Genomic DNA, 12502 nt, shown 5'->3' on the forward strand with positions numbered 1-12502 from the left:
CTGCGAGAGCTTCCGCACCGCTCGGGTCGCCACGTTCTTCACGGGCTCGGCGGTCGGCCTAGCGTCGCGGTGTGGGTGGGCTTGCGCGCGAGGATCGTCGGCGCTGGGGTGTCGGTGCGGTCGTCATCCTCGCCCTTGGCGGTCTCGCGATTGCCGTGATCGTCGGCGTTGTCCGGGGCGCGGCATCCGCTCAGTCGATGACTTCGGCGCCGGTGACGGTGGCCACGGCGTCCGTCTCGCTCTACGTTCACGTCTCGGGGGCCGTGAACGCCCCCGGGTTGTATGTGTTGCATCCCGATGCGAGGGTCGTCGATGCCGTGGCCGCGGCAGGTGGGTTCGCCGATGATGCTGAGTCCTCTGGAGTGAATCTTGCGCGCCCCGTGTCGGACGGCGAGCAGCTGATCGTGCCGCGGGTGGGGGAGGTGTCGGCGGCTGGACCCGCGGGTGTCGCGGCGGACGGCCGCGTGAATCTGAACACTGCGGATGAGGCAGCCCTCGACACGCTTCCAGGCGTGGGGCCGGCTATTGCCGGACGGATCATCGAGTGGAGGGAGGCGAACGGGCGGTTCGCGAGCGTCGATGACCTGTTGTCGGTGTCGGGGATCGGACCCAAGATGCTCGAGTCCATTCGTGATCTCGTCACGGTGTGAGCGGGGCGTCGTGTGCTGAGGGGAGGGCGGCGGTGGCGGGCCGCGCGGCTCGTGCCGGCCGCAGTGGTGGCGTGGGCGACGGCTTTCGTGCTGGTGAACGCTCCTGCGCTGGCGCCGATGACGGTCGGGGCGCTGGCGGCGGCCGGCATCGGCGGGGGCGTTGTGCTCGGTGCGCTCCCGCGACGGCGTGCGTCGACCGTTGCGCCGGAGTTGGGTGGCGTGACTCGGCGTGCCCCGGCCAGCGTGGGCGTTTTGTCTGTTGTTGTCGTGGCCCTCGCGGCGGGCGCTGCGGTCGGCATCCATGTGTTGTTGGCGCAGCCTGGGCGGGATGCCGCGCTCGAAGCCTTCGGGAGCGGCTCGCGTGTGGTCGAGGTCGAGGCGATCGTCAGCGGGAAAGTCGAGCCACGCGCTGGCGGCCAGCGCGCGTTCGATGCCTCGATTCGACTCCTCGGAACCGATGGAGGTGCTCTCACCGGGTGGATTGACGCGGCAGTTCGCGTGTCGGGCGAGCAGGCCAGCAGCGCGCTGGATGTCGGCGCACGTGTGCGCATGAGCGGAACGAGCAGGCCGGCGTATCCGGGCGATCGTGCTGTTGTGCAGATCCTGGCGCACGAGACAGAGATCGTCGAACCGCCAACCGGCATCCTGCGCGTCGCAGCCGACCTGCGGCAGTCGCTCGTCCGCGCCGCGGCGGGGCTTCCCGGCGGCGGGGGAGAGCTCGTTCCGGGGCTCGCGGTAGGGGACACGTCAGCTGTCAGCTCCCAGACGGATGCCGACATGAAGGCATCCTCGCTGTCCCACCTCACCGCGGTCTCTGGCGCCAACTGTGCGCTCGTCGTGGGGATCGCATTCGTCGTTGCGGCTGGGCTGGGAGCAGGCCGCCGCGTGCGTGTGATCGCAGGTCTCGGCGCGCTCGTCGGGTTCGTCATTCTGGTCACGCCGGAGCCGAGTGTCGTTCGTGCCGCGATGATGGCCGGAATTGCCATGATCGCCGTTCTTCTGGGTCGCGCTGGCGCCGGTGTCGCCCTGCTGAGCGCGGCCGTCGTCATCTTGCTCCTGGCCGACCCCTGGTTGGCGGGCTCTCTGGGGTTCGCGCTCTCGGTGGCTGCCACGGCCGCCCTCCTGACGCTCGCCCGGCCGCTCGCATCGGGGCTAACGCGAGTGATGCCTGCCCCGCTAGGGCTCGCCCTCTCGGTGCCGCTTGCCGCGCAACTGGCGTGCGGCCCGCTGTTGGTGCTGATCGATCCGTCGGTGCCGCTCTGGGGAGTGCCAGCGAATCTGCTCGCAGCGCCCGCCGCCCCTGCAGCGACGGTGCTGGGGCTCGCCGCCTGCCTTGCCGCGCCATTCCCTGTGCTTCAAAGCGGCCTGGCGGCACTCGCGTGGCTCCCGGCGACGTGGATCGCCGGGATCGCGGATGTCGCCAGCGGGTTGCCCTTCGCGCGGATTCCCTGGGCGGACGGGCTGGTCGGTGCACTCGCACTGGCTCTGGTGGGCGCACTCGTCGCCCTCGCGCTGGGCCTACCAGGACAGAATCGACGGTCCGCCCGCATCCGCCGCGGTTCGGCGCTCCTGGTCGCAGCTGTCGTCACCGTCTTCACCTGCACAACGGTGGTCACCACGATCACGCAGAGGTGGGGGATCCCCGGTGACTGGTCCATTCTGATGTGCGATGTGGGCCAGGGCGACGCGGTGCTCGTTCGTAGCGAAGGAGCCACGGCGCTCATCGACACGGGCCACGACCCCGCGCTGATGAGCGCATGCCTCGACAGAGTCGGCGTCACACGCCTCGACCTGCTCGTACTGACTCACTTCGACAAAGACCACGTGGGCGGCACCGAGGCGGTGATAGGGCGCGCCGCGACCGTACTCCACGGTCCGACGGACGGAAGTGCCGACGAACGGCTCTTGGCAGATCTCGCGCAAGCTGGAGCGGAAGTGGTCTCGGCGCAGCACGGGATGACCGGAACGCTCGGTGGCGCCCACTGGAGCGTGCTCTGGCCGCGTGCCACAGCGCTGTTCGCTGCGGGTAACGACTCGTCGGTGACCGTGAGCATCGAAGGCGGCGGCGTCCCCCGATCGCTCTTTCTCGGCGATCTCTCGGCGGATCCGCAACGGATGCTGCGCGCGAGCATCCGCGGCGCCGTCGAGGTCGTCAAAGTGTCGCACCACGGCAGCGCTGACCAGGACCCTGGCTTGTACGACCAGATCGCACCGCGCATCGGACTCATTGGCGTGGGAGCCGACAACACCTATGGGCACCCCACCGCAACGACACTGGCGATGCTGCAGGGCAGCGCCGTCGGACGCACCGACCAGGATGGGATCGTCGCGGTCGTCGGAGAGGGCGACACCCTCGCCCTGTGGCGGGAGCGCACCGCGTCTGTCGCGGGTGCCGGATAGGCTTTCGGCATGGCCGCACCCCGTCGCTCGAGTTCCTCGAAGTCGGCGATCCGGCAGGTGCCGTGGCGTGATCCGCGCCCCGCGTCCATCGTGCTGGTGTCAGGTCCTGAAGACGTCTGTGCAGAGCGAGCCATCGCTGGCCTGCGGGACTACGTGCGCGCCGAGGATCCGGCAGTGGAGGTGACCGATCTCCGCGCCGACGACTACGTCGCGGGAACGCTGCTGACCGTCACCTCGCCCTCCCTCTTCGGCGAGCCGCGCCTCGTGCGCGTGTTCGGGGTCGAGAAGGCATCCGACTCGTTCCTCACCGAAGCGCTCGCCTACCTCGAGGCGCCCCAAGAAGGTGCAACTGTCGTCTTGCGCCACACGGGCGCGAGCGTGCGGGGCAAGAAGCTCCTGGACGCGATCCGCAGCGGCACGGCGGATGCCGTCGAGATCGCGTGCCCGGCCATCAAGCGCGATAGCGACCGCTACGACTTCGCCGCCGCCGAGTTCGCCGGAGTGAGCAAGCGCATAGCGCCCGCAGCCCTGCGAGCGCTCGTCTCGGCATTCTCCGACGATCTGACCGAGCTCGCTGCAGCGTGTCAGCAGCTGATCGCGGATGTCGATGGCGATGTCACCGAAGAGATCGTGCGGCGGTACTACGGTGGTCGCGTCGAGACCACGGCCTTCGCGGTGGCGGACACTGCGATCGCGGGACGCTACGGCGAAGCGCTGATCACCCTGCGGCACGCATTGGCGAGCGGCGCTGATCCGGTGCCACTTGTCGCGGCGATCGCATCAAAGCTGCGAACGATGGCGCGCGTTGCCGGTCTGCGCGAGTCATCCGCCGCGATCGCTGCCCGGATCGGCGTGAAGGACTGGCAGGTCGACCGTGCTCGTCGGGATCTGGCCGGCTGGAACGAGGAATCCCTGGGCCGGGCGATCCAGGCGGCGGCACGAGCGGATGCCGAAGTCAAGGGAGCCTCCCGCGACCCGATCTTCGCCCTAGAGCGACTTGTGACGGTGGTCGCGACGCGCAGTGAGTTCGGGAGCTGACCGTCGGATAACGACAAAGCCCGCCCCGAAGGGCGGGCTTTGTGTGAAGCGTGAGGCTTAGAGAGCCGCGACCTGCTTGGCGATCGACGACTTGCGGTTGGCAGCCTGGTTGGCGTGGATGACGCCCTTGCTGACAGCCTTGTCGAGCTTCTTGGTCGCCGTGGCAAGAGCCTTCTCGGCGGCGACCTTGTCGCCGGCGGCGATGGCCTCGCGGGTGCGACGCACTTCGGTCTTCAGCGCGCTCTTGACGGCCTTGTTGCGCTCGTGAGCCTTCTCGTTGGTCTTGTTGCGCTTGATCTGCGACTTGATGTTCGCCACGTGGAGACGTTCTTTCGTTCGAGTGATGGATGGACTGCCGGCGACGAGAGAGGGGCGTCCACCAGCGATCGTGAGGGCAAAACCCACACACAAGCCAATCAGCGAGTCTACCAGGTCTGCTCGATGGTCGTGAGCGCGAGGTTCAGGACCGCGTTGAACACTCGCGGTCGCATGGCCGTGACCAAGTGACTCGTCCGTGGAACAACAATCAGTTCGGCATCCGGTGCGACCCGCGTGAACAGTCGCTCGTTGACCCGCAGCTGGTCGAACTGTCCGTTCACAAACCACAGCGGAACCTCGATCCGACTGAGTGCAGACAGCAGATCCAGCACCGACAGGCTCCGAAGCGCCGTGTCTTGCGCGTCGAGCGCGTAACCCCCGGCGCCGAAGTCCGCCCGCGTCTCGGGCGGGAGCGTGGCATCCAGTACCCGTTCGCTCAGCCATGCTCCGCGGTCGGGGAGCGAGTCGAAGCCGCGCGCGAGCAGGCGGTATGTCTGCAGGGCGGCACCCCGAGGGATCGCGGTGCATGATGCGGCGATGAGGCCAGCAAGCGGAGGGGCATCCTCGCTCCCGGCGTACTCGATCGAGAGCAGCCCGCCCATCGAGTGAGCGACCACCAGGACGGTGCCGTGTTCCTCCGCGGCACGGCGAACAGCCGCATCGATCGTTGCGAAGGCCCCGCCCAGCGAGAACGTCTCGCTCATCCGGGATCCGTGCCCGGGAAGATCGACCGCTGTCACGGGGTTACCGCGGTCGATCAGGTACTGCTCTTGCGCCCGCCACATCGTTCGCGAGGTGCGGATGCCGTGAACGAGAACCACCGCGACCGCCATGTCGGTAGAGTAGCCCGCCGACGCGCAGTGGCAGGGGCGATGCGACAGTACGCGCGCCGGTAGAATCGTGCGGATATGTCCCCCCGTGCCTCCACGCCGCTGCAGCCGGCAGCCACGCCACCCTCGCAGATCCGCAACTTCTGCATCATCGCCCACATCGACCATGGCAAGTCGACCCTGGCCGACCGCATGCTGCAGATCACGGGTGTGGTGTCCGATCGCGATATGCGCGCGCAGTACCTGGACCGCATGGACATCGAACGTGAGCGCGGGATCACCATCAAGAGTCAGGCGGTGCGGATGCCGTGGCAGACCGATGCCGGGACGTTCGCGCTCAACATGATCGACACTCCCGGTCACGTCGACTTCACCTATGAGGTGTCACGCTCGCTTGCAGCATGCGAGGGCGCAGTTCTGCTCGTGGATGCCGCGCAGGGCATCGAGGCGCAGACCCTCGCCAACCTGTACCTGGCGCTTGAGAACGACCTGCACATCATCCCGGTGCTCAACAAGATCGACCTCCCCGCTGCCGACCCCGAGAAGTACGCGGCGGAACTCGCGAGCCTCATCGGCGGCGATCCGGCTGATGTGCTTCGGGTCAGTGGCAAGACCGGTCAGGGCGTCGAGGAACTTCTCGACAGAATCGTCGCCGAGATCCCGGCACCCACCGGCGACGCGGACGCGCCGGCCCGCGCGATGATCTTCGACTCCGTCTACGACGCGTATCGGGGCGTGGTCACGTACGTGCGAATGGTGGACGGGAAACTGGAGCCGCGTGAGCGCATCCAGATGATGTCGACCCGGGCGACGCACGATCTGCTCGAAATCGGTGTTTCGAGTCCCGAACCGACCCCGACCAAGGGCCTCGGCGTCGGCGAAGTGGGCTACCTGATCACCGGTGTGAAGGACGTGCGCCAGTCGAAGGTCGGCGACACGATCACGAACCAGCGAAAGCCGGCATCCGATGCCCTCCCGGGCTACACCGACCCAAAGCCCATGGTCTTCTCGGGTATCTACCCGATCGACGGCAGCGACTACGCGGATCTGCGCGAGGCGCTCGACAAGCTCAAGCTCTCGGATGCCTCGCTGCAGTACGAGCCCGAAACGTCGGTGGCGCTGGGCTTCGGCTTCCGTTGCGGATTCCTCGGTCTTCTGCACCTCGAAATCATCACGGAGCGCCTGTCCCGTGAGTTCGACCTCGACCTCATCACCACGGCGCCGTCGGTGACCTACACGGTCACGACCGACACAGGCGAAACCGTGACGGTCACCAACCCCAGCGAGTACCCCGACGGTCGGGTTGCCGAGGTGTCGGAGCCGGTGGTGAAGGTCGGCATCCTGTTGCCCAAGGACTATGTGGGTACGGTCATGGAGTTGTGCCAGTCCCGGCGCGGGTCGCTGCTCGGTATGGACTACCTGAGCGAAGACCGCGTCGAGCTGCGCTACAACATGCCGCTCGGTGAGATCGTCTTCGACTTCTTCGATCAGCTCAAGTCCAAGACGCAGGGTTACGCGAGCCTGGACTACGAGCCGGCTGGGTCGCAGACCGCCGATCTCGTGAAGGTCGACATCCTCTTGCAGGGTGAGAAGGTGGATGCCTTCAGCTCCATCGTCCACCGGGAGAAGGCTTACGGGTACGGCACGATGATGACCGAGCGCCTGCGAAAGCTCATCCCGCGCCAGCAGTTCGAGGTGCCCATCCAGGCCGCCATCGGAGCGCGGATCATCGCCCGCGAGAACATCCGCGCGATCCGCAAGGATGTGCTGGCCAAGTGCTACGGCGGTGACATCACCCGAAAGCGCAAGCTGCTCGAGAAGCAGAAAGAGGGCAAGAAGCGCATGAAGATGGTCGGCCGCGTCGAGGTCCCCCAGGAGGCGTTCATCGCAGCGCTCTCGGGCGACGTCGAAGGCAAAGACAAGTAGTCTGATCGCCATGCGCCGCGGAACCTTCCGGGACGAGACCGTCGACTATGCAGCAGTCGGGGCCACACAGGCTCCCGACCTCATGCAGTACCCGCCGGAAAAGAGCGTCCCCGCCGAGGAGTCCTGGCGGATCGGCAGCGGTCAGGCACGATTCGAGTCGGCGACCGAGTCGCTCTTGTCGTGGGCGCCGCTGCGCGGGGCAGGGTTGTCGTTGGCCGACATCCGTCCGGCATCCGGGTCTGGTTACGCCGGGGTCGCGTACGACTCGGATGGCGCGCCGATAGCGCCGTCGCGACGCGACGCCGAGCAGCGTTTCGACGCCGAAGGCACTCCGTATGTCAGCGCCGGCGCGACGGTGCACGTGACCGGCCGGCTCAGCGGATACCGCGCGGATGCCGAACTGCGTGTCATCCTGGCCGTCGAAGAACCCCGGCGCACGGCATTTGCACTCGGCACCGTGGGCGGCTCTGTCGTCAGCGGCGAGGAGCTGTTCCTGGTCGAGTGGCGCGACAACGACGAGGTCTGGTTCACCGTGCGCGCGTTCGATCGTCCCGTCTCGACGCTGTATCGCCTGGTGCCGCGCTTCGTGCGCGGGCGGCGGCGACGGCTCTTCCGGGCCTACCTGACGGCGGTATCGCCCCTGTTCGCTTCCTGATGGGCGCAGCGCTTCCGCTCGGCGATCCCGTTCCCCGTGACGGATCGCTTCCCGGGGCGGTCATCGACCCAACCGCGCCCCTCTCTGCATACGTCCATATCCCGTTCTGCCGCGTCCGCTGCGGCTACTGCGACTTCAACACGTACACGGCACAGGAGTTGCGGGGCGCGCGCCGCGAGGACTACGCGGGCACGCTACTTCGCGAGATCGACCTCGCGTCGGGGGTCCTTTCTGCCCATCCGCGGCCACTGAGCACGGTGTTCTTCGGCGGCGGAACGCCGACGCTGCTTCCTGCCCGCGACCTTGCGGTCATCCTCGCAACCCTGCGGGATCGGTTCGGGCTCGTGCAGGATGCCGAGGTCACCGTCGAGGCGAACCCCGACACCGTGACTCCGGAGGTGACGGAGGAACTGGCCAGTGCAGGAGTCACGAGGTTGTCGATCGGGATGCAGTCCGCGGTGCCGGAGGTGCTGCGGACGCTCGACCGCACGCATCGGCCCGAGAACGTCGCAACGGCGGTGCGCGCAGCACGAGACAGTGGCCTGGCTGTGAGCGTCGACCTCATCTACGGCGCGCCGGACGAGACCCTCGACCACTGGCGACGCAGTGTCGAGGCTGCCCTCGCACTGGAGACCGACCACATCTCGGCGTACGCGCTGATCGTCGAAGAGGGCACTGCGCTGGAGCGCCGCATCCGACGCGGAGAACTCGCCACACCCGACGACGATCTGCAGGCCGCGATGTATGAGCACGCCGACACAGCGTTCGAGGATGCGGGCTACGGCTGGTACGAGGTGTCGAACTGGGCGAAGACCCCCGCCGACCGTTCGCGGCACAATCTCGCGTACTGGCGTGGGCACGACTGGTGGGGTTTCGGTCCTGGCGCCCACAGTCACGTCGGAGGTGTGCGGTTCTGGAATGTCAGGCATCCTGCTGCGTACACTCAACGCCTTGCCGGCGGTGAGTCGCCCGGGGCTGGAATGGAGGTCCCCGATGAGCAAGCCCGACTCCTCGAGCGTGTGATGCTGAGGGTGCGCACGGTCGACGGTCTACCCGTGTCGGATCTGTCGCCGGAAAGTCGGCGGGCCGTTGCAGGTCTCGTTGCGGACGGACTCGTCGACGGTCGAGAGGCGGTCCGGGGGAACCTTGTGCTCACGCGCGCCGGTCGACTGCTTGCTGACGCGGTTGTCCGCGCGCTGACCGCGTGATCCGGGGCGTGGGGGAGAGGCATCCGCTAGAATTGGCACTCTGAGGATGTGAGTGCCAGTACTCGGTCGGGCCTGCGGGCAGGGTCGACGCCGGATGCGGAAGGAGGCGACATGGTCAGCGAGCGAGGGCTTCAGGTACTGCGGGCTATCGTGCAGGACTACGTCGATACCCGCGAACCCGTCGGAAGCAAGGCGATCGTTGAGCGTCACGCGTTCGGCGTATCAGCGGCCACAATCCGCAACGACATGGCGCTTCTCGAAGACGAAGAACTCATCGCGGCGCCCCACACCTCGTCGGGTCGCGTTCCGACCGATAAGGGCTATCGCGTCTTCGTCGACCACCTCGCCGAGATCCGGCCGCTCTCACCGGCCCAGCGCGCAGCCATCGCGAGCTTCCTGCAGGGGCCCGGCGACCTCGATGATGCTCTGGCGCGAACGGTACGGGCACTCACGCAGCTCACCGGGCAGGTGGCCATCGTGCAATATCCGTCGTTTGCCAAGGCGACCATCACGCACGTTGAGCTCGTGGCGCTCGAGCCCACCCGGGTGCTTGTGATCGTCGTCACCGATACAGGACGTGTATCGCAACGCCTCGCGCTTCTGACCGGGGCACTCGATGAGACAGATCTCGCTCGTGTGCGAGCTGAGGTCTCAACGCTCCTGGTTGGTCGCAGTGTGCGTCAGGGGGCGAAGCGCGTCGAGGAGCAAGCAGACAGTGACGTGCGCACCGCCCACCAGTCGGCGGTCACCGAGATCCTCCGAGTCGTGCAAGAAGAGCTAGACGAGTTCCGTCAGGACCGGCTCGTGATGGCCGGTGCAGCTAATCTCGCGCGACGCGAGAGTGACTTCCGGGGGAGCATCTACCCGCTTCTGGAGGCGATCGAAGAGCAGGTGACGATCCTTCGCCTGATGGGTGAAATGGTCGCTGATGACAACGGGCTCGCGGCCAGCATCGGACGCGAGAACGAGGCGTTCGGGCTTTCGGAGGCATCGGTCATCGCCAGTGACTACGATGCGACGGGCGCGCGGGCACGCGTCGGGCTGATGGGTCCGACGCGAATGGACTATCCCAGCAACCTTGCGGCGGTGCGGGCTGTAGCGCGCTACCTCACCGGACTGCTGGCCGAGGACGAAATGGGCCGATGAGCCCGCACGAACTGCCCGCGACAACGCGCGGGATGCAGAAAGGTGACCGTGGCTGACCACTACGAGGTCCTTGGCGTGTCGCGAGACGCGTCGCCCGAAGAGATCAAGAAGGCATATCGTCGCCTTGCTCGAGAGCTTCACCCGGATGTGAACCCGGGTGAAGACGCCGCAGAGCGGTTCAAACTCGTCACGCACGCCTACGACGTCCTCAGCGACCCGCAGCAGCGCCAGCGCTACGACATGGGCGGCGGCCAGAACGGCGGTTTCGGCGGTGCAGGCGACTTCGGCGGCTTCAGCGACATCTTCGAGAGCTTCTTCGGCGGTGGTGGCGCTGCTCGTGGCGGGCGCCCGCGCTCTCGGAAGGAGCGGGGCCAGGATGCGCTGGTCCGCGTCGACCTCGAGTTGAAGGATGTCGTGTTCGGTGTTCATCGCGACATCGACGTCGACACCGCCGTCATGTGCGAGACCTGCAATGGTTCCTGCACGCAACCCGGAACGACGCCGGTGCGCTGCGATATCTGCCACGGCACGGGCCACATCCAGCGCACTGTTCGAAGCCTGCTCGGCAACGTGGTGACCTCGCAGCCGTGCGGCACCTGCCAGGGGTATGGCACGACGATCCCGTACCCGTGCGCGACGTGCCAGGGGCAGGGCCGCGTTCGCGCTCGTCGCACGGTCTCGATCGACATTCCGGCCGGTGTTGACACGGGTCTCCGGCTTCAACTTCCCGGATCGGGCGAAGTCGGACCGGGCGGCGGCACCCGGGGCGACCTGTACATCGAGGTCTCCGTCGCGACGCATCCGGTGTTCAGCCGTGAAGGTGACGATCTGCTCGCAACGCTGGAAGTGTCGATGCCGGATGCCGTTCTCGGCGCGGCCACGACGATCGAGGGACTGGACGGACCGGTGGATCTCGAGGTGCGTCCTGGCGTCCAGTCGGGAGACGTGCTGACCATCAAGGGTCGAGGCATTACGCCGCTGCGTGGCAATTCACGCGGTGATCTGCGCGTGGGTGTTCATGTGGTCACACCGACGAAGCTCGACGCCAAGGACCGGGCCCTCATCGAGGAGTTCGCCAAGCGGACGAAGGCTCCCGCGCCCCACCTGGCGGAGTTCCATCAGGGTCTGTTCTCGAAGTTGCGCGATCGGTTCCGGAACGGCTGATCGTGCCGCTTCATTTCGTCGTCGACGAGCGGCTGGACGCCGAGGCCGGCCAGACCGTGACCCTCACCGGGGCTGAGGCGCACCACGCAGCTACGGTACGCAGGGTGCGCGTCGGCGAGACGGTAACGCTCGGCGACGGCGCTGGCGTATGGCTCGAAGGCACGTGCGAGGCCGTCGCGGCGCGCGAGGTCGTCGTGCGTGTTACGAACCGGGATAACATGCTCCGCCCATCCGTGCGGATCGAACTCGTGCAGGCGCTCGCGAAAGGCGACCGCGACGAGCTGGCGGTCCAAGCGTCGACCGAACTCGGCGCGGATGTCATCACGCCCTGGCAGGCTGCCCGGAGCGTCTCGCGGTGGGACGCGGCCAAGCGTGAGAAGGGTGTCGCCCGCTGGCGCCAGATCGCGCGGGAGGCGGGTAAGCAGGCGCACCGAGCGTGGCTTCCAGAGGTTGGCGCACCGGTGACGACGGCGCAGTTGTGCGAGCGGGCAACGACATCCCGGATGCTCGTGCTCGAGCCGACAGCGACCGTACGCCTGGCGCAATGGATGCCCGAGCAGACCGACGGCCGTGACATCGCCCTTGTCGTCGGGCCTGAGGGTGGGATCGATGACGCGGAGTTGAGTTCGCTCGAAGCTGCCGGCGCGACGCTCGTGCGCTTGGGTGACCACGTCTTGCGCACCTCGACGGCAGGTCCTGCAGCGATCGCTATCCTCAGCGCCAGCCTCGGCCGGTGGTAGCTGGGCCCGTGGGAGAGGCCGTCGGTAGACTGAGAGCATGACCGAACCCTCCGTCTTCACTCGTATCCTGCGTGGCGAGATTCCCGCAGAGATCCTCAGCGAGACCGAGAACGTGTTCGTCATCCGCGATATCGCTCCGCAGGCGCCGCTGCACTTGCTTGTGATTCCCAAGACTGCCGAATACCGCGATGTCACCGAGCTTGCCGCGGGTGATCCTGCGTTGCTCGCCGAGATGGTGGCCGTGGCCAAGGCCGCCGCTGCAGAGCACGGCAGCGGTGATTTCAGGCTGGTGTTCAACACCGGGTCTGGCGCGGGGCAGACAGTCTTCCACGTGCATGCCCACGTGCTCGGCGGCGACCTCGCAGAAGGCAGTCTCGGTGGCTGATCCGGACAGCAGCGCGGCATCCGAAGATCGCGTCACGGAGCG

At 67.3% G+C, this 12502-nt stretch carries 12 protein-coding genes; 10 read left to right on the plus strand and 2 right to left on the minus strand.

Going from position 1 to position 12502, the window contains the following annotated elements; genetic code table 11:
- Nucleotides 1-71: 71 nt before the first annotated feature.
- Genes AADH62_RS07575 through holA form a run of 3 tightly spaced genes read left to right on the plus strand, consistent with a single transcriptional unit; the run spans nucleotide 72 to nucleotide 4088 of the window.
- On the plus strand, nucleotides 72-650 hold the full coding sequence (locus AADH62_RS07575) for a ComEA family DNA-binding protein (protein WP_341578905.1): 579 nt from the start codon (nucleotides 72-74) through the stop codon (nucleotides 648-650).
- Nucleotides 651-701: 51 nt separating this feature from the next.
- Nucleotides 702-3050 carry a ComEC/Rec2 family competence protein gene (locus tag AADH62_RS07580; protein WP_341578906.1) on the plus strand — a complete coding sequence of 783 codons (2349 nt, stop codon included), beginning with the start codon at nucleotides 702-704 and terminating at the stop codon, nucleotides 3048-3050.
- 9 nt (nucleotides 3051-3059) lie between these two features.
- Nucleotides 3060-4088 carry a DNA polymerase III subunit delta gene (gene holA, locus AADH62_RS07585; protein ID WP_341578907.1) on the plus strand — a complete coding sequence of 343 codons (1029 nt, stop codon included), beginning with the start codon at nucleotides 3060-3062 and terminating at the stop codon, nucleotides 4086-4088.
- A gap of 57 nt (nucleotides 4089-4145) precedes the next feature.
- Here holA and rpsT read toward each other — a convergent pair whose 3' ends face one another.
- Nucleotides 4146-4406, minus strand: a complete 261-nt coding sequence (rpsT, locus tag AADH62_RS07590) for a 30S ribosomal protein S20 (RefSeq protein ID WP_341578908.1) — start codon at nucleotides 4404-4406, stop codon at nucleotides 4146-4148.
- A 107-nt stretch (nucleotides 4407-4513) separates the two neighbouring features.
- Nucleotides 4514-5239 carry an alpha/beta hydrolase gene (locus tag AADH62_RS07595; RefSeq protein WP_341578909.1) on the minus strand — a complete coding sequence of 242 codons (726 nt, stop codon included), beginning with the start codon at nucleotides 5237-5239 and terminating at the stop codon, nucleotides 4514-4516.
- A 75-nt stretch (nucleotides 5240-5314) separates the two neighbouring features.
- Between AADH62_RS07595 and lepA the strand changes: the two genes are divergently transcribed.
- The 7 genes from lepA to AADH62_RS07630 all read left to right on the plus strand — a co-directional run bounded on the left by lepA (nucleotide 5315) and on the right by AADH62_RS07630 (nucleotide 12460).
- Nucleotides 5315-7162: a translation elongation factor 4 gene (lepA, locus tag AADH62_RS07600; RefSeq protein ID WP_341578910.1), complete on the plus strand. Its 1848-nt coding sequence runs from the start codon at nucleotides 5315-5317 to the stop codon at nucleotides 7160-7162.
- A 10-nt stretch (nucleotides 7163-7172) separates the two neighbouring features.
- Complete coding sequence (locus tag AADH62_RS07605; protein WP_341578911.1) at nucleotides 7173-7817, plus strand: DUF1990 family protein; 645 nt, start codon at nucleotides 7173-7175, stop codon at nucleotides 7815-7817.
- Nucleotides 7817-9025, plus strand: coding sequence for a radical SAM family heme chaperone HemW (gene hemW / locus AADH62_RS07610; protein ID WP_341578912.1), 1209 nt, complete (start codon nucleotides 7817-7819; stop codon nucleotides 9023-9025). The genes AADH62_RS07605 and hemW overlap by 1 nt, the downstream gene beginning before the upstream one ends.
- A gap of 111 nt (nucleotides 9026-9136) precedes the next feature.
- Entirely contained in the window at nucleotides 9137-10171 is a 1035-nt protein-coding gene (gene hrcA, locus AADH62_RS07615) for a heat-inducible transcriptional repressor HrcA (RefSeq protein ID WP_341578913.1), read from the plus strand.
- A 48-nt stretch (nucleotides 10172-10219) separates the two neighbouring features.
- Nucleotides 10220-11335 carry a molecular chaperone DnaJ gene (gene dnaJ, locus AADH62_RS07620; RefSeq protein WP_341578914.1) on the plus strand — a complete coding sequence of 372 codons (1116 nt, stop codon included), beginning with the start codon at nucleotides 10220-10222 and terminating at the stop codon, nucleotides 11333-11335.
- A 2-nt stretch (nucleotides 11336-11337) separates the two neighbouring features.
- Nucleotides 11338-12075, plus strand: a complete 738-nt coding sequence (locus tag AADH62_RS07625; protein WP_341578915.1) for a 16S rRNA (uracil(1498)-N(3))-methyltransferase — start codon at nucleotides 11338-11340, stop codon at nucleotides 12073-12075.
- Nucleotides 12076-12112: 37 nt separating this feature from the next.
- Entirely contained in the window at nucleotides 12113-12460 is a 348-nt protein-coding gene (locus AADH62_RS07630; RefSeq protein ID WP_341578916.1) for an HIT domain-containing protein, read from the plus strand.
- Nucleotides 12461-12502: the final 42 nt, after the last annotated feature.

Source organism: Microbacterium schleiferi (assembly GCF_038150145.1).
Lineage (GTDB): Bacteria > Actinomycetota > Actinomycetes > Actinomycetales > Microbacteriaceae > Microbacterium > Microbacterium schleiferi_B.